Annotated in this window: 17 protein-coding genes and 1 pseudogene; 7 read left to right on the top strand and 11 right to left on the bottom strand. The window is 70.6% G+C overall.

The genetic code is table 11. From position 1 onward, the window contains the following. Positions 1–7: 7 nt before the first annotated feature. From BLR95_RS14365 to trxA, 3 genes are all read right to left on the bottom strand, one after another. Positions 8–607, bottom strand: a complete 600-nt coding sequence (locus BLR95_RS14365) for a hypothetical protein (RefSeq protein WP_092621704.1) — start codon at positions 605–607, stop codon at positions 8–10. Between the two features lie 2 nt (positions 608–609). Beyond that, positions 610–2,172 (bottom strand): class I SAM-dependent methyltransferase, encoded by a 1,563-nt coding sequence (locus BLR95_RS14370; RefSeq protein WP_092621707.1) that lies wholly within the window; start codon positions 2,170–2,172, stop codon positions 610–612. A gap of 144 nt (positions 2,173–2,316) precedes the next feature. Beyond that, positions 2,317–2,631 carry a thioredoxin TrxA gene (gene trxA / locus BLR95_RS14375; protein WP_092621710.1) on the bottom strand — a complete coding sequence of 105 codons (315 nt, stop codon included), beginning with the start codon at positions 2,629–2,631 and terminating at the stop codon, positions 2,317–2,319. A gap of 267 nt (positions 2,632–2,898) precedes the next feature. On the opposite strand from trxA, the gene BLR95_RS14380 reads away from it, so the two are divergent. Beyond that, entirely contained in the window at positions 2,899–4,896 is a 1,998-nt protein-coding gene (locus BLR95_RS14380; RefSeq protein WP_176787894.1) for an O-linked N-acetylglucosamine transferase, SPINDLY family protein, read from the top strand. Continuing rightward, the gene (locus BLR95_RS14385; protein ID WP_218119572.1) at positions 4,896–5,621 is read left to right on the top strand and encodes an HAD-IA family hydrolase; all 726 of its coding nucleotides are present in this window, start codon (positions 4,896–4,898) and stop codon (positions 5,619–5,621) included. Before BLR95_RS14380 ends, BLR95_RS14385 begins: the two co-directional genes overlap by 1 nt. Here the strand turns inward: BLR95_RS14385 and BLR95_RS14390 are convergent. Beyond that, complete coding sequence (locus BLR95_RS14390) at positions 5,606–6,211, bottom strand: class I SAM-dependent methyltransferase (RefSeq protein ID WP_092621716.1); 606 nt, start codon at positions 6,209–6,211, stop codon at positions 5,606–5,608. The two genes, BLR95_RS14385 and BLR95_RS14390, sit on opposite strands and share 16 nt — an antisense overlap. 31 nt (positions 6,212–6,242) lie before the next feature. Continuing rightward, positions 6,243–6,980, bottom strand: coding sequence for a DUF3800 domain-containing protein (locus BLR95_RS14395; RefSeq protein WP_092621719.1), 738 nt, complete (start codon positions 6,978–6,980; stop codon positions 6,243–6,245). A 381-nt stretch (positions 6,981–7,361) separates the two neighbouring features. On the opposite strand from BLR95_RS14395, the gene BLR95_RS14400 reads away from it, so the two are divergent. The 3 genes from BLR95_RS14400 to BLR95_RS14410 are packed head-to-tail and all read left to right on the top strand — an operon-like array spanning position 7,362 to position 10,619. Then, positions 7,362–8,339: an L-threonylcarbamoyladenylate synthase gene (locus tag BLR95_RS14400; protein WP_245689559.1), complete on the top strand. Its 978-nt coding sequence runs from the start codon at positions 7,362–7,364 to the stop codon at positions 8,337–8,339. Continuing rightward, positions 8,336–9,751 (top strand): FAD-binding oxidoreductase, encoded by a 1,416-nt coding sequence (locus tag BLR95_RS14405; RefSeq protein WP_092621725.1) that lies wholly within the window; start codon positions 8,336–8,338, stop codon positions 9,749–9,751. Before BLR95_RS14400 ends, BLR95_RS14405 begins: the two co-directional genes overlap by 4 nt. Before the next feature lie 19 nt (positions 9,752–9,770). Continuing rightward, positions 9,771–10,619: a 23S rRNA (adenine(2030)-N(6))-methyltransferase RlmJ gene (locus BLR95_RS14410; RefSeq protein ID WP_092621728.1), complete on the top strand. Its 849-nt coding sequence runs from the start codon at positions 9,771–9,773 to the stop codon at positions 10,617–10,619. Between the two features lie 256 nt (positions 10,620–10,875). Here the strand turns inward: BLR95_RS14410 and BLR95_RS14415 are convergent, their stop codons facing one another. Both BLR95_RS14415 and BLR95_RS14420 read right to left on the bottom strand, forming a co-directional pair. Then, positions 10,876–11,577, bottom strand: a complete 702-nt coding sequence (locus BLR95_RS14415) for a response regulator transcription factor (protein ID WP_092621731.1) — start codon at positions 11,575–11,577, stop codon at positions 10,876–10,878. Positions 11,578–11,659: 82 nt separating this feature from the next. Continuing rightward, positions 11,660–12,160, bottom strand: coding sequence for a copper chaperone PCu(A)C (locus BLR95_RS14420; RefSeq protein WP_092621734.1), 501 nt, complete (start codon positions 12,158–12,160; stop codon positions 11,660–11,662). 329 nt (positions 12,161–12,489) lie between these two features. Here BLR95_RS14420 and BLR95_RS14425 point away from each other — a divergent pair, with 329 nt between their 5' ends. Continuing rightward, on the top strand, positions 12,490–14,316 hold the full coding sequence (locus BLR95_RS14425; protein ID WP_092621737.1) for a phosphoenolpyruvate carboxykinase (GTP): 1,827 nt from the start codon (positions 12,490–12,492) through the stop codon (positions 14,314–14,316). 96 nt (positions 14,317–14,412) lie between these two features. Here the strand turns inward: BLR95_RS14425 and BLR95_RS14430 are convergent, their stop codons facing one another. From BLR95_RS14430 to BLR95_RS14445, 4 genes and pseudogenes are all read right to left on the bottom strand, one after another. Then, positions 14,413–14,889, bottom strand: a complete 477-nt coding sequence (locus BLR95_RS14430; protein WP_092621740.1) for a YHS domain-containing (seleno)protein — start codon at positions 14,887–14,889, stop codon at positions 14,413–14,415. Between the two features lie 91 nt (positions 14,890–14,980). Then, a pseudogene (locus BLR95_RS14435) lies at positions 14,981–15,856 on the bottom strand (bile acid:sodium symporter family protein); the annotation flags it as partial. Positions 15,857–15,875: 19 nt separating this feature from the next. Continuing rightward, complete coding sequence (menA, locus tag BLR95_RS14440; RefSeq protein ID WP_092621746.1) at positions 15,876–16,778, bottom strand: 1,4-dihydroxy-2-naphthoate octaprenyltransferase; 903 nt, start codon at positions 16,776–16,778, stop codon at positions 15,876–15,878. After that, positions 16,778–17,527 carry a ubiquinone/menaquinone biosynthesis methyltransferase gene (locus BLR95_RS14445; protein WP_092621749.1) on the bottom strand — a complete coding sequence of 250 codons (750 nt, stop codon included), beginning with the start codon at positions 17,525–17,527 and terminating at the stop codon, positions 16,778–16,780. Before BLR95_RS14445 ends, menA begins: the two co-directional genes overlap by 1 nt. Before the next feature lie 375 nt (positions 17,528–17,902). On the opposite strand from BLR95_RS14445, the gene bchE reads away from it, so the two are divergent. Beyond that, positions 17,903–19,690, top strand: a complete 1,788-nt coding sequence (gene bchE, locus BLR95_RS14450; RefSeq protein ID WP_092621752.1) for a magnesium-protoporphyrin IX monomethyl ester anaerobic oxidative cyclase — start codon at positions 17,903–17,905, stop codon at positions 19,688–19,690. Positions 19,691–19,961: the final 271 nt, after the last annotated feature.

The following is a 19,961-nucleotide window of genomic DNA, read 5'->3' on the forward strand; positions in this document are numbered from 1 at the left end:
TGACCTGTTACTGCCGGCGATAGGGGGCGAGGTGGGTCGAGATGGCCGCCTCCAGGTCCTTGTTCAGGGCCTGGATCAGGGTTTCGGTCATCTCGAACCACACCTGCTCGCGCTCGTTCAGGCTGGCGTCCTCGGCCACGGTGCGGGTGCGGCTGCCCCGGGCGGTGGCCTCGGCGCGCATGATGCGCCGGCTGTCGAGGATCTGCACGGCCAGATCGAGGGTGACCGTGTAGCGCTCGCTCTGCTCGGTGGTCAGCGCCCCTTTCAGGCCGGAAGAGCGGTCCAGCACCTCCTCCACCGCCGAGGCGTCGCGGATCAGGACGCGGATGAAGCCGTCGCCCTCACCATCCGGTTTCAGGCGGTCGCGGGCCCAGGTGCGGGCCACCTTCTCTGGCGGCTGGGGGAACAGGTGCTCGACGTGGGGCGGCTCGAAGCTCGGCTCGAAGGTGCTTTCGACCAACAGTTCCGAGGCGGCCAGGGTGATCGGCTCGAGGTGGTCGAAGCGGATCTCCGGGTAGCGCGGCAGGGGCGGGGCCTGGGCGCAGCCGGCCAGCACGACCAGGGGCAGCAGGACGAGAACCAGCAGGCGGCGGGTCGGGCGAATCATCGTCAAGGAGTCTCCGAAAGGGACAGGGCGCCGGCGCGGACCAGAAGATCGAGCCGCCCCTCGGCCAGGGCGGCGGCCAGGCCGGCCACATGGTGGCGCGCCGCCGCCGGGTCGAGCACCCGGCCGGCCTCGACGATGTCGCGGCCGCTGGCGGCCAGGGCGGCCACCACCTGGGCCGCGGCGCGGTCGGGGGCGCCGGCGCTGTCGGCCAGGGCGACGGCGATCAGGGCGTCGAGGTTGGTCATCTCGACGCCCGCTCCCAGGCCCGGCGCGGCCAGGGCGAGGCGCGGCGAGGCGGCGCCATGCCCCTGGGCCAGGGCACGGTTGAAGCGGTGCGCCGGTTCGGGATCAATCGGTTCGGGGTCGGCCGGCGTGGCCGGTGCGCTCGGTGTCGGGCGGATCAGTCCGGCGGCGAACAGCAGGCGCGCCGCCTCCAGGCGGATGGAGGGCGGCGAGGCCTCGATGCCCGAGGTGCAGTTTTCCTGCCCGGCGACGCTGATCGGCCGGCGGGCGAAGCTGCTCAGCGCCCGGTCGAAGGGGTGGCCGGCGAAGGTCACTTCCTGGCCGTCGAAATCGACCGTGCGGGCAAGCTCGCCCAGGGGCGCGGCGACGGTGTAGGGCTGGGCCATCTGGGCCGTGGTCCAGCTTTCCTCGTCGCTGAAGCGGCTGGCCGTGCCCTTGACGAAGACATCGCGCCGGAAGGCCTCGTTGCGGATGAAGTCGCGCTTGGCCTCGAACTCGGCGCGGCTGTCGATGTCGCCCATCAGCGGCTGCAGGGGGGCGGCCAGGGCGAGGTCCATCAGGTTGAGGAAGGGCCTGGCGCAGCCGGCGAAGTGCAGGTCGCGCGCCGCGAGGTCGCGGTTGATCTCGGCGAAATGGAAAGGCGTCAGGGTGGCGTTGAAGAACTCGTGGGCGACGTAGCCGAGGTCGAGCCGGGCCAACTCCTCGATGCGCTGGGCGACCGCCGGATGGGCCCGGAAATAGGGCGCCCCGGCGGCCTTCAGTTGGCTCAGCCAGTCGACCGCCTTCTGCGCCTTGGTCAGCGAGTCGCCGTACTTGGCGGTCAGCGCCACCACCATGTCGCGCACCGGCGCGACGTCGGACCAGCCGGGCATGGCGTCGTAGGTGATCAGCAGCAGGCCGCCCGGCTTCAGGGCCTCGGCCACGGTGTCGATCAGCCGGTGGCGGGCCGCCTCGGGGATCCACGACATCACCCCGTGCAGCACCGCGAAATCGAGCCGGGGCAGGTCGGCCGGCGCCAGTTCGGTGAAGTCGGCGGCCAGGAAACGCGCGTTGTCGAGCCCGGCCGCCGAGGCCAGGGCCTGGGCGCGGGCGATGTGGCGCGGGTTGAAGTCGATGCCGAGGAAGCTGCCCTGGGGGTTGGCCGCCGCCAGGGTGTTGGCGGTCAACCCGTTGCCGCAGCCGAAGTCGGCCCAGGTGAAGCCCTCGCTCAGCGGCCGGGGCGCCACGCCGTTCAGCAGGGCGCAGGCGTTGAGGTGAACCGGGGCGTGGTCGCCGTAGTACTCGGCGACGTAGTCGAGGTCGGTGATGTAGCCGTCGGCCATCCCGCTGCCCCCCTGTTGCGCCGCCAGTTGCCGCCGGTTGCCGCCGGTTGCCCGAGGCCGGAAGAAGGCGGCGCCGGTTGTGTCCGGCGCCGCCCGTTCAGGCGCCGCGCCGTCCGCCGGGGCGGGACGCGGCGGGCCCGGTTGTCAGAGGGCGCCTTCGACCCACTCGAACAGCTTGCTCTTGGGCAGGGCGCCGATCTTGGTGGCGGCCACCTGGCCGTCCTTGAAGATCATCAGGGTGGGGATGCCGCGCACCCCGTACTTGGTCGGCGTGCCGGGGTTTTCGTCGATGTTGATCTTGGCCACGGTGACCTTGCCGTCCATCTCGCTGGCCAGCTCCTCGAGCGCCGGGGCGATCTGCCGGCAGGGGCCGCACCACTCGGCCCAGAAATCGACCAGCACCGGAGCGTCGGACTTCAGCACGTCCTGCTCGAAGGAATCGTCGGTGACCTGTTTCATGATGGCTCCATCCCGGATCAAGGTGTTTGAGGCAGACCCTGCCGTTGTTTCTTGCTGCTTGGGCTGGTGTGCTTGGGTTTGGTGCACCTGCTCCAGGCACCTGTCGCGCCAGCTGGACAACCGGGCACGGGGCCGCGGAGGCTCCAGCGTTCCTTGCTTGGGCGGAATCTAGGTCCAGCGACGGCAAGCGTCAAGCAAGCCCCATCTGGCGCCTCCTCAATGCCCCCTCTTGCCCGGTGGCGGGTGGCGGCCGATAATCCGCCGGCCATGCCCACCCCTCCCACATCCCCGCCCGATCCCCGGCTGACCCGGGGGCTTGAGTTGCACCGCCAGGGCCGTCTGGCCGAGGCCGAGGCAGCCTATCGGGCCCTGCTCGCCGAGCGTCCGGAGGACCCCGACGGGCTGCACTTCCTGGGACTGGCGGTGTTGCAGGGCGGCCGGGCGGCGGAGGCGGCGCGCCTGATCGGCAACGCCGTCGAACTGGCCCCCGAGCGGCCCACCTTCCATTTCAACCTGGGGCAGGCCCGGCTGGCCGTGGGGCGGCTGGCCGACGCCGCCGAGTCCTTTGCCCGGGCGCTGGCCCTGCAATCGCCGTGGCCGGCCTGTGCCGGCATGCTGGGCGCCACGCTGGGCCGTCTGGGCCGGGCGGCGGAGGCCCTGGCGCCGCTGGAGGCGGCCCTGGCCGCCCTGCCCGAGGCGGCCCCGGAGCGCCCGCCGCTGCTCGCCGCCCGGGCCGCCGCCCTGCGCCTCACCGGCCGCCCCGAGTCGGCGGTGGCGGTGGCCCGGCAGGCCCTGGCCCAGGCCCCCGAACTGGCCGATGCCCACCTCGCCCTGGCCAACGCGCTGAACGACCTGGGCCGCCTGGACGAGGCCGAGGCGGCGACCCGCACCCTGCTCGATCGGGCGCCGAAGCGGGCCGATGCGTGGACCAACCTGGGCAACATCCTGGCCGCCCAATGGCGCCCCGCCGAGGCCGAGGCGGCCTATCGCCAGGCGCTGGCGTTGGCGCCCGGGCAGCACGACGCCCACGGCAACCTTTTGCTCGCCCTGACCTACACCCCGACCACCACGGCGGCCGATCTGGCCGCCGCCGCCGCCGACTGGGCGCGCGCCGTGGCCGCCCCGCTGGCCCGGCCGCGCCCGGCGCCCCGTGCCCGGCGTCCCGGCGCGCCGCTGCGGGTCGGCTATCTGTCGCCCGATTTCCGGCGCCACTCGTGCGGCTATTTCCTGCAGGCGCCGCTGGCCCACCACGATCCGGCCCGCGTCGAGGTCCACGCCCTGGCCGACGTCGCCCGCCCCGACGCGATGACCGCCGAACTCAAGGCCCTGGCCCCGCACTGGCACGACGTCGCCGGCCTGGACGACACCGCCCTGGCCGAGCGCCTCGCCGCCCTGGGGCTGGACATGGTGGTGGATTGCGCCGGCCACACCCGGGGCAACCGGCTGCCCGTGCTGGCCCGCCGGCCGGCGCCGCTGCTGCTCACCTGGCTCGGCTTTCCGGCGACCACCGGCCTTGCCGCCTTCGATGGCCGCGTGGTCGATGCCCTCACCGATCCACCAGGATCCGAGGCCGACCATGCCGAGCCGCTGTGCCGGCTCGAGGACGGCTTCCTGTGCTACACGCCGCCCGCCGACGCGCCGGCGCCCGAGGCCGATCCGGCCGGGCCGCTCACCTTCGGCTCGTTCAACAATCTGGCCAAGGTGCACGACGGGGTGATGGAAACCTGGGCCGCCATCCTGGCCCGGGTGCCCGACTCCCGCCTGCTGCTGAAGGGCAGGCTGCCGCCCGAGGCACCGCACGTGCGGGCCCGACTGGCCCGGTTTGGGGCCATCCTGGCGGCCGCCGGGGTCGATCCCGGCCGCCTTGAGGCGCACGACTGGATCGCCCGCGCCGCGCAGCCGCTGGCCCTCTATCGGCGGGTCCACATCGGCCTCGACCCGTTCCCCTACAATGGCACCACCACCACCTGCGAGGCGTTGTGGATGGGCGTGCCGGTGGTCACCCTGGCCGGGGATCGCCACGCCGCCCGGGTCGGGGCCAGCCTGCTCGCCCGGGTCGGGCTCGATCATCTGATCGCCGCCGACCGCGCCGGCTACATCGAGCGCGCGGTGGAACTGGCCGCCGACCGGCCGGCCCTCGCCGCCCTCAAGGCCGGGCTGCGCGACCGCATGGCCGACTCGCCGCTGACCGACGGGGCCGGCTTTGCCCGCCGCCTCGAATCGCTGTATGAGAGCCTCTGGCGACAGCACTGCGGAGAGCCCTGATGACCGACCGCCACGGCTTGCGGGCCCTGTTGTTCGATCTCGACGGCACCATCGCCGACACCGAGGAGCTGCACCGCCAGGCCTTCAACGATGCCTTCGAGGCCCACCACCTGCCGCACCGCTGGTCGCCCGGGCTGTACCGGCGGCTGTTGCGCATTCCCGGCGGGCGCGAGCGCCTGAGCCACTTCCTGGACGGTGCCGAGGCCACTCTGTCGCCGGCCAGCCGCGACGATCTGGCCGGCCGCCTGCACGCCTTCAAGACCGAGCGCTATCGGGCCCACATCGCCGCCGGCGATCTGGCCCCCCGGCCCGGCGTGGTCCGCCTGATGGCGGAGGCCCGGGCGGCCGGGCTGTGCGTCGGCGTGGTCACCACCTCGCACCGCCACGCCACCAAGGCGGTGCTGAAGGCGGTGGTGCCCGAGGTGATCTTCAGCACCCTCATCACCGGCGAGCGGGTGAGCGCCAAGAAACCCCACCCGGAAGCCTACCTGAAGGCGCTCGACCAGTTGGAGATGACGGCCGATCAGGCGGTGGCGGTGGAGGATTCCGAACCCGGCCTGGCCGCCGCCCGGGCCGCCGGCCTGCGCTGTGTCATCACCCTCAATCGCTGGACCCAGGGTGGCGATTTCGCGGCGGCCGGGCTGGTCGCCGACGACCTCGACCATGGCCCCGACGGCCAGCCGATCACCCTGGCCACCCTGGCGACGCCTCAGCGGTGGATGTAGAGGGCGAAGTCGTCGGGCAGGTAGTCCTCGCGCAGCACCACCCGGTTGGCCAGGGTGCGGGCGTGGGCGGCCATCTCCGCCGGGTCGGCGTGGAACAGGGTCCACAGCTCCGGGTCGGGGGCGCGGGCCGACAACGAGCACAGGGCCACCCCGCGCCGGGCCAGCGGCACCATGGCCGAGATCATGCGCTTCATGTCGCCGGCCGGATCGTCGCGCCAGTGGGCGAAGATGCCGCAGGCCACCACCCAGTCGAAGGCCTCGCTGTCGGGCCAGGGCTCGGCCAGCAGGTCGTGGACCAGGAACGGCGTGCCGGGGTAACTGGTCCGGCAGCGCGCCACCAGGGCCGGCACCAGATCGATGCCGGTATAGCCCACGGTCAGCCCGGCGCGGCGGAAGAAGTTCAGCAGATGCCCCAGGCCGCAGCCCACGTCGAGCACGGTGTGGCCGTTGTCGATGCCGATCCCGGCCATCACCTCGTGGCGCCGGCGCTGGCTGTCGAAGGAACTCCAGTCCAGCGCCTGCGGCCGGTCCCCCAGTTGCTGGAGCCGGCGGGTGAAATGGCGGCGCTGGCGGGCGGTATCGTCGCTCATGGAGGCAGGTGTGGCGGGGTGAACGCCCACCCTACCGCGTCCGCTGCCGGCAGACCAGACAGGGGCAGTCGATGTCGGACGGGGTGATGTGGGTCAGGCCGTGGACCTGTCCGCCCACCGCATCGAATCTGTGGGCGATCAGGTCAAAGAGTTGGGAATCGCCGTTCTCGTAGTAGCGCCGCACCGCATGGGCCACCAAGTCGGCGTACTGGATCATGCGGGTGGCCGTGGAATCGACGAACAGGGGCACTTCGGCCAGGTTGCGGGTCCGGCCCCAGCGATGGCCATCGGTGCGAAAGTGTTTGGCTAAGCCTTGCAGCGAGGTCTCGTAACTGGACTCGTCGAGCACGATCAGGCCGCGCTGGGTGTTGCCGTTCTTGTGCAGGCGCCCGAGGAAACGGTCGAAGCGGTTGCACACCTGCTCGAAGGCGTGCTCCATGGGGTCCTCTGGAGCCACCGCCTGCCTGTGCACGGCCGCGCCAAAGAGCAGGGCATCGCGCCGTATCGCCAAGCGTTGCAGGGCCTCTCGGTAGGCTTGGTCCCGTTCGGTCCGGGGAATGCGCCGCCACTTCTTCTTGCCGGCCCGCATGTCGGTCCCGCGGAACTCCAACTCTTCCGGCGCCTCCGGCCAAATCCGGTGGGCCAGGGTGTCAAGTTCGTTGGATAGCCAGTAAGGCGTGCGCTCGAACACCGCCACCCCGGCCAGGACGATGTGGCGGTCGTCCGCGTTGCGCACCGAGCCGGAGTCGTCAAGGTAGAGCAGGTACATGATGTGGGGGCTACGAAAAAGGCGGCCGGGCGGGGAAATCACCCCCGGCGGACTGCGACGGCAGTCCTCCCAACCGCAAGGTTGATGGTAAGCGCTCAGGCCTCGCCTCGCAAGAGGTGTTGCGTCAGATGATGCATCGCTGTGGCCTCGCAAGAGGCCGTGGCGGACACCGCAGGATGCACCATGATGGCGCAAAGCGTTTTCCATGCGCTTTATGCGCTACATTGTAGCCCCGGGTGCTCGGCGAGGGCAAGTCGCCCCGCTTGCCGTCGGGGCGGGCGGCGTGGCAAGAAGCGTGAGCCTTCCCCCATGCCCCGGATTGTTGCTCCCGTGTCCCTTGCCTTCGATTCTTCTCCCGTCCATCCGGCCGACGCGGCGACAATTGCCGCCGTCCGTCCAGCCGACGCGGCGGCGATCGCCGCCGCTGGGGCATTGCTGGCCGCCGGGCGGCTGGTCGCCTTTCCCACCGAGACGGTCTACGGCCTGGCCGCCGACGCCACCAACGACCGCGCCGTGGCGGCCATCTTCGCGGCCAAGGGGCGGCCGCGCTTCAACCCGCTGATCGTCCATCTGGCCGCCGCCGACCAGGCCGCCGCCCTGGCCCGGGTCGACGACCGCGCGGCCCGCCTGATGGCCGCCTTCTGGCCCGGCCCGCTGACCCTGGTCCTGCCGCGCCGGCCCGAGGGACCGCTGTCGCCGCTGGTCAGCGCCGGCCTGCCGACGGTCGCCCTGAGGGTGCCGGCGGGGCCGGTGGCGGGACCGCTGATCCACGCCGCCGGGCGACCGCTGGCGGCGCCCAGCGCCAACCGTTCGGGCTATCTGTCGCCGACCACGGCGGCCCACGTGGCGGCCGACCTCGAAATGGGCCCGGGGGCGGATCAGGTGGCCATGGTGCTGGATGGCGGGCCGACCTCGGTCGGCCTGGAAAGCACCGTGCTTGATCTCACCGGCCCCACGCCGGCCCTGTTGCGTCCCGGCGGCCTGGATCCCGATGCCCTGGCCGAGGTGCTGGGCGCCCCGGTCGCCGTCGCCGCGCCGCCGGCCGACCCCGAGGCGCCAACCGCGCCCGGCCAGTTGGCCAGCCATTACGCGCCGCGCCGCCCGTTGCGCCTGAACGCCACCGAGGCCCGCCCCGGCGAGGCGCTGCTCGGTTTTGCCGGCACCCCGGGCGCGCTGGCCGATCTGTCGCCGGCCGGCGACCTTGTGGAAGCGGCGGCCAACCTGTTCCGCCGGCTGCACGAGCTGGACGCCGGGCCACACGCCGCCCTGGCCGTCGCCCCGATCCCCGAGCGCGGCCTGGGCATCGCCATCAACGACCGCCTGCGCCGCGCCGCCGCCCCCCGGGAGGAGACCCGATGACCCCCCAAGACCCCGCCTTCCTCGAGCGCCTGAAAGGCATCGTCGGCCCGGCCCACGTGCTGACCGAGCCGGCCGATCTCGCCCCCTTCCTGGCCGAGGAGCGCGGGCGTTACCAGGGCGCGGCGACCGTCGCCGTGCGCCCGGGGAGCACCGAGGAAGTGGCCGCCGTGGTCGCCGCCTGCGCCGAGGCCCAGGTGCCGGTGGTCCCGCAAGGGGGCAACACCGGGCTGGTCGGCGGCGCGGTCAGCGAAGCCGGCGAGGTGGTGCTCGCCCTGGGCCGCCTCAACCGCATCCGCGCCCTCGATCCGGCGGCCCACACCCTGACCGCCGAGGCCGGCTGCATCCTGGCCGACCTGCAAGGCGCCGCCGAGGACGCCGGGCTGCTTTTTCCCTTGAGTCTGGGCGCCGAGGGCTCGTGCCAGATCGGCGGCAACCTGGCCAGCAACGCCGGCGGCCTCAACGTGCTGCGCTACGGCACGGCGCGCGACCTGTGCCTGGGGCTCGAGGTGGTGCTGGCCGATGGCCGCATCTGGCACGGCCTCTCCGGGCTGACCAAGGACAACACCGGCTATGCCCTGAAGCACCTGTTCATCGGCGCCGAGGGGACGCTCGGCATCATCACCGCCGCCGTCCTCAAGCTGTTCCCCAGGCCCACCGAAAGCGCCACCGCCCTGCTCGCCGTGCCCGACCTCACCGCGGCGCTCGACCTGCTGGGCCGGGCCCGGGCCCGCTCCGGCGACAGTGTCTCGGCCTTCGAGGTGATGAACGGCTTCTCGCTCGAGGTGGCGGTGCGCCACCTGCCCGGCGCCCGCGCCCCGCTGGAAGAGCCCACCCCCTGGGCGGTGCTGGTCGAGCTGGCCACCTCGCGCCCCGACGCCCCGCTGCGTCCGGTGCTGGAAACCCTGCTCGAGGAAGCCTTCGAGGCCGGGCTGGTGAGCGACGGCGTGATCGCCGAAAGCCTCGACCAGCGGGCCGCCCTGTGGAACCTGCGCGAAGGCATCCCCGAGGCCCAGAAGCCGGAAGGCGGCTCCATCAAGCACGATGTCTCGCTGCCCCTGGCCGCCATTCCCGAGTTCGTCGCCGCCGCCGATGCCGCCGTCGACGCCCTGGTGCCCGGCATTCGCCCCTGCACCTTCGGCCACCTGGGCGACGGCAACCTGCACTACAACCTGAGCCAGCCGGCCGGGGCCGACAAGGACGCCTTCCTGGCCCGCTGGGAGGAGATCAGCGCCCGGGTTCACGACCTGGTGGTCGAACGCGGCGGCTCGATCAGCGCCGAGCACGGCATCGGCCAGCTGAAGGTGGCCGAGCTGGAGCGCCTGAAACCGGCGCTCGACATGGACCTGATGCACCGTCTGAAGAAAGCCCTCGACCCGGACCGGGTGCTCAACCCGGGCAAGGTGGTGCGCTAGGGCCTGTGGACAACAGGCCATGAACTATCGCCACGCCTACCACGCCGGCAACTTCGCCGATGTGCTGAAGCACGCCGTGGCCTGCCGCATCCAGGCCTACATGGCGGCCAAGGCCAAGCCCCTGCTGGTGCTCGACACCCACGCCGGGGCCGGAGCCTACGACCTGACCGGCCCCGAAGCCGACCGCACCGGCGAGTACCGCGACGGCATCGCCCGCCTGCTCGACCTCGACCCGGTGCCGCCGCTGCTCGACCCCTACCTGGAGCGGGTGCGCCGCCTGGGCGGCGCCCGGAACGGCGCACTGCCCGCCTACCCGGGCTCGCCGTGGCTGCTCGCCGACGGCCTGCGCGACGGCGACCGTCTGGTCGCCTGCGAACTGGAACCCACCGCCCACCAGGACCTCGCCCACCTGATGCGCCGCCGCGCCAACCAGCCGGGCACCGTGAAAGTCCGCGCCGACGACGGCTGGGCCGCCCTCACCTCGTTCCTGCCGCCCCCGGAACGGCGCGCCCTGGTCCTGGTCGATCCGCCCTACGAAGCCGCCGACGACTTCCCCCGCCTCGCCGAACGCTTCCTGAAAGCCCACCGCCGCTTCCCCACCGGCGTCTTCGTGCTGTGGTACCCGGTCAAACAACGCAGCCGCGTCGATGCCCTGCACGCCACCCTCAGAAACAGCGACCCCAAGAACCTGCTGATCGCCGAACTGGGCCTCTACCCCGGCGAATCCGACAGCCGACTGAACGGCTGCGGCCTGGTCATCGCCAATCCCCCCTACACCCTGGCCGACGAGCTGACCGAAACCCTGCCCCTGCTCAACACCAGACTGACCAAAACCACCACCGGCACCCACCACCTCATAACCCTCTGACCCCAAGGCCCCCATCGGCCGAGGTGCCGTGGTCCACGCCAAGGGGGCGCTGCCCCCTTGGAACCCCCGCCGGGGGGACCAGGGGCCCCCCCGGACCCCCGCCGTGACTTAAAAACCCGCCAGGGGGGGCAAGCCCCCCTGGCGGGTTTTTGACTCATGGTGGGGTCTGGGGAGGCCCCCGGCCTCCCCAGCGGGGTTCAAAGGGGCAGCGCCCCTTTGCATGGGCCACGGCACCCCGGCCGATGGGGCCTTGGGGTCAGGGGTTTTTGTAGCGGTAGCCGACGCCGTAGAGGGTTTCGATTTGTTGGAATTCGGGGTCGGCTTCGCGGAATTTGCGGCGCAGGCGTTTGATGTGGCTATCGATGGTTCGGTCATCGACGTAGACGCCGTCGCCGTAGGCGGCGCCGATCAGGGCGTCGCGGCTTTTGACGTGGCCTGGGTGTTGGACGAGGTTTTGCAGGATCAGGTATTCAGTTACCGTCAGGTTGACCGGTTTGTCGTCCCATCGGCAGAGGTGCTGGGCCGGGTCGAGGACCAGTCGGCCGCGTTCGATGAGGCGGGGCGTGGTGCCATCGGTGGGGGCTTCCAGGCGGCGCAGCAGGGTGCGAATGCGTTCGATCAAGAGGCGTTGGCTGAACGGTTTCCTGATGTAGTCGTCGGCCCCCATCCGGAGGCCCATCAGCTCGTCCACCTCGTCGTCTTTCGAGGTCAGGAAGATGACCGGCAGTTCGCGCAGGCGGTCGGGGCCCTGGCGCAGGCGCTGGAGCAGTTCCATGCCGTCCATGCGGGGCATCTTGATGTCGAGCACGGCGAGGTCGGCCGGGTGCTGTTCCAGGGCATCGAGGGCGGCCAGCCCGTCCGGGTAGGTGGTGACGGTGAAGCCTTCGGCTTCCAGGGCCATGGTCACCGAGGTCAGGATGTTCTGGTCGTCGTCGACCAGCACGATGGTGGCGGACACGGGTTTGGGCCTCCCTCTGGGTTCGCTGTGCCGGATGCCAGGATTGCCGGTGGAATGTGGCGAAAGGGCGGTGGCGGCGCGGCTACTCGGTGGCTGGCTTTGGGGCTGGGCTTTGGGTGCTCGGCGCTGCCATCGCGCCGGGGCCGGCCACCGGAACCTCGATGTCGACCGTGCCGCCGTGCTCGAAGGTGAGGGAGAGCGGTATCAGGCTACCTTCCTTCAGCGGGGCCTTGAGGTCGATCAGCATGACGTGCAGGCCGCCCGGCTTGAGCGCCGTGGTGCTGCCGGCCGGGATTTCCATGAAGGGCACGGCGCGCATGCGCATCACGCCGTTGTCGTGGATGTGGGTGTGCAACTCGACCACCTCGGCCACCGGCGAGGCGGCGGCGATCAGGCGGTCGGCGTCTCCGCTGCTGATGAGCTGCATGAACACCCCGCCGGCGCGGGCCATGCCGGCGCTGGCCCGGGCCCATGGCTGCTCGACGCGGGGTGGTGGCTCGGCGGCGGCCGGAGTGGCGAGCCCAACCGGGGCGGCGAGGCCAACGAGCAGGAGGCAGGCAACCAAAAGGCTGCGTGGGGGCATGATGTGAACTCCTGTTGGGCGAAAGGGACTCGGTTCGCTCGAACACGGGATTATCGGGACGGGGCGCGGGGCGCTGCCCCCAAGGGTCGGCTTTGGCGGGGGGCGGCGTCAAGCTCCTCAACCTGCGGTCAAAGGTCCCGGGCGTTGCCCCACGTCCCGGGAGTTGATCGGGGGGGCGAAAGCGGAATCCGGTGACAGCCGGGTGTCATTGTCAATCCGCAAGGTCTGGAGCGGTTGTCGGTCCTGGACAGGCTCTCTATGTTGGAGTCGTCAAGCCACCGTCGCCCGCCGCCCAGCCCCCTTCAAGGCGGCCCCAAGGAGGAGTTTCGATGCCCGACGTGCCGACCAACCACCGCGATCTTCTGGACTGGGTCGAGAAGATGACCGCCCTGTGCAAGCCGGACCGGGTCCACTGGTGCGACGGCTCCCAGCAGGAGTACGACGCCCTGTGCCAGGAACTGGTCGACAACGGCACCTTCATCCGCCTGAACGAGGCCAAGAAGCCCAACAGCTATCTGTGCCGCTCCGACCCCTCCGACGTGGCCCGGGTGGAGGATCGCACCTTCATCTGCTCCAAGGAGAAGAAGGACGCCGGCCCGACCAACAACTGGGTCGCCCCGGACGAGATGCGCGCCACCATGAACGGCCTGTTCGACGGCTGCATGAAGGGGCGCACCATGTATGTGATCCCCTTCTCCATGGGCCCGCTGGGCAGCCCCATCGCCCACATCGGGGTGGAGCTGACCGACAGCGCCTATGTGGCGGTGAACATGCGCATCATGACCCGCATGGGCCAGAAGGTGCTCGACGTGCTGGGTGACGAGGGGCGCTTCATCCCCTGCATGCACACCGTCGGCAAGCCGCTGGCCCCGGGCGAGGCCGATGTGCCCTGGCCGTGCAACGACACCAAGTACATCGTCCACTACCCGGACACCTACGAGATCTGGTCCTACGGCTCGGGCTATGGCGGCAACGCCCTGCTCGGCAAGAAGTGCTTCGCGCTGCGCATCGCCTCGGTGATGGCGCGCGACGAGGGCTGGCTGGCCGAGCACATGCTGATCCTGGGGGTGAAGAACCCGGCCGGCGAGAAGGCCTACGTCTGCGGCGCCTTCCCCTCGGCCTGCGGCAAGACCAACTTCGCCATGCTCATCCCGCCCGAGGGTTACGAGGGCTGGGAAGTGACCACCATCGGCGACGACATCGCCTGGATCAAGCAGGGGCCGGACGGCACCCTCAGGGCGATCAATCCCGAGTACGGCTATTTCGGCGTCGCCCCGGGGACCTCGGAGAAGACCAACCCCAACGCCATGGCGGCGCTGTCGAAAAACAGCATCTTCACCAACGTCGCCCTGACCGACGATGGCGACGTCTGGTGGGAGGGCATGACCGACACCCCGCCCGACCACCTGATCGACTGGAAGGGCCAGGACTGGACCCCCGACTGTGGCCGTCCGTCGTCGCATCCCAACGCCCGCTTCACCGCCCCGGCGGGTCAGGCGCCGTCCATCGATCCGGCCTGGGAGGACCCGGCCGGGGTGCCGGTGTCGGCCTTCCTGTTCGGCGGCCGGGTGGCCTCCAACTTCCCGCTGGTCTTCGAGTCCCGCGATTGGGAGCACGGCGTCTATCTGGCCGCCACCATGGGCTCGGAAATGACCGCCGCGGCCAAGGGCAAGATCGGCCAGATGCGCCGCGACCCCTTCGCCATGCTGCCCTTCTGCGGCTACAACATGGCCGACTACTGGCAGCACTGGCTGGACATGGGCAAGGAGCTGGGGGCGGGCAACGCGCCGCGCATCTACCGCGTCAACTGGTTCCGCAAGGACGAGGAAGGGCGCTTCATCTGGCCCGGCTTCAGCGAGAACATGCGGGCCCTGGAGTGGATCTTCGAGCGTGTCCACGGCCGTGCCGAGGCCCGGGAAAGCCCGCTCGGCCTGGAGCCGCGCTACGAGGACCTGAACTGGCAGGGGCTGGACTTCCCCAAGGCCACCTTCCAGGACCTGATGGCGGTCGACCGGGCGATCAACCTGGCCGAGGCGGAAAGCCAGCAGGAACTGTTCGACCGCTTCGGCGATCACCTGCCCCAAGAGGTGGTCGCCCAGCGCGACGCCTTGAAGAGCCGCCTGGAAAACGCCCCGGAGCGCTGGGAAGACCGCTGAGCCGGTCGTCTCCAAGGGCTGCGCCAGCCTGAGCGACGTCAAAGGGGGGCACTGGTTGCCCCCCTTTTTCTGTGCGGGGCGAGCGGGAAAAAGGGGTCAGTCCCCCTGCCAGTTGCGCCGGCCGGCCTCGGTGCTGTCCGGCAGATTCTTTTCCCACTGCTCCAGCGCCCTCAGGGAGTAGGCGAGGTACAGCTTGCCGTCGATGATCCGGAAGGCGCGGGGGTCGACCGTGGCGGTGTAGCCCTTGGACACCGCCAGGGCGCAGAAGCCGCCGTACTGCGGCGCGTAGTGCTCGGGCTGGGCGGCGAACAGGTCGCGGTGGTCGGGCGTGGCGAAGCGCCAGATGGCGCCGTTCCATTCGAGGGTGATGGCGGGGTCGCCCATTTCCGGTTTGCCGTCGGTGAAATAGGCCACCGGGTCGTACCCCTCGATGGCCACCCCTTCCAGCACCTGCGAGGTGTTGACGCTGCCGGCGCCGGGCATGTCGCCGGCCCGCGCCGGGCCGGGGACGGCCAGGGCTCCGGCCAACAGCAGGGCGAGCAGCAGGGCGAGGACGGGCAGGACGCGGGGCATGGGGTTCCGTGCGGTCGAAGGGGGCAGCCAGGATATTGACTGTGCCCCCAAGGCCGCCGCGCCGCCAACTGACAATCGCGTGAGGCGCGCCCTACTGGCTGGCCGGCCGCAGGCCCTTGGCGCGGCTCCAGGCGATCAGGGCGGCGGCCGACAGGTTCATCAGCAGGGCATAGATGATCGCCGGCACCATCACCGCCGGCGTGCCGAGCACGCTGATGGCGATGAAAATGGCCAGGGCGGCGTTCTGCAGGCCGCATTCCATGCTGATCGCCACCCCATCGGCCCGGCCCAGCGACAGCAGGCGGGCGCTGATCAGGCCCAGCGCCATGGTGCCGATGTTCAGCGCCCCCACATAGGGCCCGATCTCGGCGAAGTGGGCGACCATGGTGTGGCGCTGGCTCCAGAAGGCGCCGACCACGATGAGGGCGAAAATGCCGGTCGACAGGTGACGGGTCAGCGGGCGCAGGCGCCGCGCCAGCTCGCCCCAGCGGTGGTTCAGCCCCATGCCGAGCAGGATGGGCAGGGCGGTGACGACGACCACGCTGCCGATGATGCGGCCCATGGGCAGTTGGATGGCCGCCGCCTCGCCGCCCAGCAGCAGCTCCTGCGACAGGCCCAGCACCAGCGGGATGGTGACGATCCCGGCCAGGCTGGAAATGGCGGTCATGGAGACCGACAGCGCCGTGTTGCCGCCGGCCAGCAGGGTCAGAAGGTTCGAGGTGATGCCCCCCGGACAGGCGGCCAGCACCATGATGCCCAAGGCGAACTCGGGGCGGCCGGGGAAGGCCAACACCAGGGCGGCGCCGACCAGCGGCAGCAGGATCAACTGATTGGCCAGTCCCAGGCCAAGCCCGCGCGGGTTGCGGAAGACGCGGCCGAAGTCGCCCACCGTCAGGCCCAGGCCGATCGAGAACATGATGAAGGCAAGGCCCACCGGCAGCAGCGCTTCAGCCATCAGGGGTCGTCTCCGTCGGAAAAGGGAGGGCTCAGAAGATCACAAGACCGGCCGCCAGGGCCAGGGTCAGCACCACCTGGACGCGCGCCGTGGCGCCCAGGCAGCGGTTGAAGGCGGCGCCGTCCCCGGCCTCGCGGAAGGCGCGGGCGGCCTTGGCCGCCGCCGGCAGGGCGGCCAGGCCGAGCAGGGCGCCGCCGGTGCCGGGCGCCAGCAGGGCCAGGGTCAGCAGGCCGCCGAAGGTGGCGCCGAGCAGGGCGTCGTAAACCTGTCCGGCGCTTTGGCGGCCGAGCAGAATGGCCAGGGTGCGTCGCCCGGCGGCGCGGTCGTTGTCCAGGTCGCGGGTGTTGTTGACCAGCAGCACGGCCGCCGCCGGCAGGCCGACGATCAGCCCCAGGGCGAGGGCGGCGGCGTCCAGTTGGCCGGTGTTCAGCCAGTAGGTGCCCCCCACCGCGGCGAGGCCGAAGAAGCCGATCACCATCACCTCGCCGAAGGGCCCGCGCGAGATCGGTCGCGGCCCGGCCGAGTAGGCATAGCCGGCCAGCACCGAGGCGAGGCCGACCAGAAGGATGGGCCAGCCGCCCAGGGTGGCCAGGAAGAGGCCGGCCAGGGCGGCCAGGGTGAAGGCCACGTGGGCGGCGCGTTTCACCGTTTCGGCCGGCAGCCAGCCCTGCTCGGTGACCCGGGGCGGGCCGATGCGGCCCGGCTGGTCGGTGCCGTTCAAAAAGTCGGCGGCATCGTTGTGCAGGTTGGTGCCGATCTGGATGGCCATGGCGCCCAGTCCGGCGATCAGGCTGGCATCCAGGCGAAAGGTGCCGGCGCTGGCCACGGCCAGGGCGGCGCCGGCGATCACCGGGGAGACGGACAGGGCCAGGGTGCGCGGGCGAATGGCCTGCCACCACACGGCGGCGGCCGAGGACGGTTTTGGAACGCTCATCAGGCCGCCCTGGTCCCCTCGTGGAGGGCGGCGATGCCCAGGAACTGGTTGCGCCAGGAGACGTCCGTAAAGCCGGCCTGTTCCATCATCGTCTTCAGGGCCCGCTGTTCGGGGAAGGCGTGGATCGACTGGTCGAGGTAGCTGTAGGCCTCCGGCTGGCCGGAGATCAGCGCCCCTAGGCGCGGGATGATGGTGCGCGTGTACCACTCGTAGGGCCCGGCGATCAGCTTCAGGGGCTGCGAGAACTCAAGGCACAGGAAGCGCCCGCCGGGGGTCAGCAGGCGGTGGGCGGCGGCCAGCGCGGCGGCCCGCTGGGAGACGTTGCGCAGCCCGAAGGCGATGGTGATCAGATCGAAGCTGGCCTCGGGGAAGGGCGGGTTCTCGGCGAAGCCGGCGACCCACTCCACCGGCCGGCCCTTCAGCCGCCGCTGGCCGACCGCCATCATCTCCGGCGAGGGGTCGAGCACGGTCACCTGCCAGCCCAGGTCGTCCAGGCGCCGCGCGATGTCGCCGGTGCCGCCGGCCAGATCGAGCGCCCGGCCGGTCTTGCCCGGGCCGTGGACCGGATGTCCGGCGCGCCTGGCCAGGGTGTCCTTCCACAGGCGGTGGGTGCCGCCGCTCATCAGATCGTTCAGCAGGTCGTAGCGCGGGGCGACCAGATCGAACATGCGGCGCACCGTGCGGCGGTGGTCGTCGTGGTCGAGGTCGTCGGGGCGGGTGACGTCCGGGGCGGCGGGGGGAGAGGTCATCGCAGGCGGCTTCCCAGGCGGTGGCGGATCGGCCGGCATTCTGCGCACACCCGGATCAGAAATCCACCCGTTAGCTGACCCCGCCGCGCCGACGCCGAAAAGGGCGCCGCGACCGACCGTTCGGGGTCCGCCAAAGGTTGACTTCCCGAGCCCTGCGGCCTAGCGTGAGGCTGCCCCGGAGGGGGGTTCGGCAGTGGTCGTCTAATCCCCTGTTCGGACAAGGGTTTCCGGTCCCGATGGGGCCGATGCGCGGCCGGCGCGCCGCGCCGTGGACAGGACAGGCGATGCGTGCCGTGGTCCAATCAGGTTCCCGGCGCGTGGCGTTGTCCACCACATTGCCGTCCACCACGGTGTCTGATCTCTAGGAGGCAGTCGATGCGGATCGTCCTGGTCCAGCCCAATTACCACTCCGGCGGGGCGGAGGTGGCCGGCAACTGGTCGCCAGCCTGGGTCGCCTATCTGGCCGGCTACCTGAAGGCCCGGGGCTTCGATGACATCCGCTTCATCGACGCCATGACCGACGACATGTCGGAAGAGCAGTTGCGCGCCGCGCTGGCCAAGGAAAAGCCCGACATCGTCGGCACCACCGCCAACACCCCGGCCATCTACAAGGCCGAGCGGGTGCTCGAGATCGCCAAGGAGATGTTCCCCGACGCGGTCACCGTGCTGGGCGGCATCCACGCCACCTTCATGCACCACCAGGTGCTGCACGAGGCCCCCTGGACCGACGTCATCGTGCGCGGCGAGGGCGAGGCGGTCTTTTACAATCTGGTGCGCGCCGTCTCGGAAGGCGCCTGGCCCGATTCGCGCGGCCAGATCAAGGGCATCGCCTTCCGCGAGGGCGAGAAGGTGACGACCACCCAGGCCGAGCCGCCGATCCGCGACGTGGACGACATCGTCGCCGACTGGTCGGTGCTCGACTGGAAGAAGTACATCTACATCCCCATGAACACCCCGGTCGCCACGCCCAACATGGCGCGCGGCTGCCCCTTCACCTGCAGCTTCTGTTCGCAGTGGAAGTTCTGGCGCGACTACCGGGTGCGCAGCCCCAAGGCGGTGGTCGACGAGATCGAAACCCTTTACCGCGACCACGGGGTGGGCTTCTTCATCCTGGCCGACGAGGAACCGACCATCAACAAGAAGGCCTTCATCGCCTTCTGCGAGGAGCTGAAGTCCCGCAACCTGCCGGTGCTGTGGGGCATCAACACCCGGGTCACCGACATCCTGCGCGACGAAGACCTGCTGCCCTTCTACCGCAGCGCCGGGCTGGTCCACATCTCGCTGGGCACCGAAGCCGCCGCCCAGCTCAACCTGGACCTGTTCCACAAGGAAACCACCGTCGCCCAGAACAAGCGGGCGATCGACCTGCTGCGCGCCAACGGCATCGTCACCGAGGCCCAGTTCATCGTTGGTCTGGAAAACGAAACCGCCGAGACCATCGAAGAAACCTACCGCATGTGCGACGACTGGAACCCGGACATGGCCAACTGGTCCATGTTCACGCCCTGGCCGTTCTCCGACCTCTATCGCGAGATGAGCGACAAGGTCGAGGTGTTCGACTTCGAGAAGTACAACTTCGTCACCCCGATCATGAAGCCCAAGGCCATGGACCGGGCCGAGCTGCTCGACCGGGTGATGAACAACTATCGCCGCTTCTACATGAAGAAGGCGCTGTTCGGGTACCTGTGGGTGCGCGGCGACAAGGTGCGCCGCCGCTACCTGATCGGCTGCCTGAAGGCATTCCTGTTGTCGGCCTTCAAGCGCCAGTTCTACAACCTGGGGCAGGCCGGCTACTGGGGCCCGCAGTCGCTGAAGAAGCTGAACTTCCGCTTCGACTTCTCGCGCAAGCTGGAAAAGGCGCCCGAGGATATCGAAACCGATACCTGGAAGGCGGCGCCCAAGCGCAAGCAGGAAGAGATCGAGGCCGGCATCAAGGCCTATCTCGACTCGGGCGACGAGGACACCGCCGAAGGCCGCGCCGCGGCGCTCAAGGCCTGCGGTGGCACCGACGAGCAGATGAGCGAGGAAGCCATGGCCGCCGCCATGGCCTGCGGTGGCTCCAAGGTCCAGATGACCGAGCACGAGATGGCCGCCTCGATGAAGCCCTGCACCGACGGCCACGAGCTGGCCGAGGAAAAGCGCGAGAAGGCGCCGGCCGAGTAGGCGCCGTCTCTTTGCGCACACCCCGGGCGAAGCGACGGCGGTGTGTGCATTGGACAGTCGGGGGCGTTGCCCCCGAACCCCCACCGGGGGACCGAAGGCGGTCCCTAGAGCAGATCGCGCCCAATCTGAATCGCTTGGCGATTCAGATTGGGCGCGATCTGCTCTCGATTAAATGATTTAGAGCGTGGAGCTCCAAACCTGAATCGAGGGATTCCCAAGACTCTGCGTCCGTGATTCACTTTTCTTTTTGGGAGGTGGATCATGGGCAGGA

The organism is Roseospirillum parvum (assembly GCF_900100455.1).
Taxonomy (GTDB): Bacteria; Pseudomonadota; Alphaproteobacteria; order Rhodospirillales; family Rhodospirillaceae; genus Roseospirillum; species Roseospirillum parvum.

Excerpts from the sequence above, each read along its gene's own strand:
- BLR95_RS14365 (WP_092621704.1), bottom strand. The coding sequence starts at position 607 with ATGATTCGCCCGACCCGCCGCCTGCTGGTTCTCGTCCTGCTGCCCCTG.
- BLR95_RS14370 (WP_092621707.1), bottom strand. The coding sequence starts at position 2,172 with ATGGCCGACGGCTACATCACCGACCTCGACTACGTCGCCGAGTACTAC.
- trxA (WP_092621710.1), bottom strand. The coding sequence starts at position 2,631 with ATGAAACAGGTCACCGACGATTCCTTCGAGCAGGACGTGCTGAAGTCC.
- BLR95_RS14380 (WP_176787894.1), top strand. The coding sequence starts at position 2,899 with ATGCCCACCCCTCCCACATCCCCGCCCGATCCCCGGCTGACCCGGGGG.
- BLR95_RS14385 (WP_218119572.1), top strand. The coding sequence starts at position 4,896 with ATGACCGACCGCCACGGCTTGCGGGCCCTGTTGTTCGATCTCGACGGC.
- BLR95_RS14390 (WP_092621716.1), bottom strand. The coding sequence starts at position 6,211 with ATGAGCGACGATACCGCCCGCCAGCGCCGCCATTTCACCCGCCGGCTC.
- BLR95_RS14395 (WP_092621719.1), bottom strand. The coding sequence starts at position 6,980 with ATGTACCTGCTCTACCTTGACGACTCCGGCTCGGTGCGCAACGCGGAC.
- BLR95_RS14405 (WP_092621725.1), top strand. The coding sequence starts at position 8,336 with ATGACCCCCCAAGACCCCGCCTTCCTCGAGCGCCTGAAAGGCATCGTC.
- BLR95_RS14410 (WP_092621728.1), top strand. The coding sequence starts at position 9,771 with ATGAACTATCGCCACGCCTACCACGCCGGCAACTTCGCCGATGTGCTG.
- BLR95_RS14420 (WP_092621734.1), bottom strand. The coding sequence starts at position 12,160 with ATGCCCCCACGCAGCCTTTTGGTTGCCTGCCTCCTGCTCGTTGGCCTC.
- BLR95_RS14425 (WP_092621737.1), top strand. The coding sequence starts at position 12,490 with ATGCCCGACGTGCCGACCAACCACCGCGATCTTCTGGACTGGGTCGAG.
- BLR95_RS14430 (WP_092621740.1), bottom strand. The coding sequence starts at position 14,889 with ATGCCCCGCGTCCTGCCCGTCCTCGCCCTGCTGCTCGCCCTGCTGTTG.
- menA (WP_092621746.1), bottom strand. The coding sequence starts at position 16,778 with ATGAGCGTTCCAAAACCGTCCTCGGCCGCCGCCGTGTGGTGGCAGGCC.
- BLR95_RS14445 (WP_092621749.1), bottom strand. The coding sequence starts at position 17,527 with ATGACCTCTCCCCCCGCCGCCCCGGACGTCACCCGCCCCGACGACCTC.
- bchE (WP_092621752.1), top strand. The coding sequence starts at position 17,903 with ATGCGGATCGTCCTGGTCCAGCCCAATTACCACTCCGGCGGGGCGGAG.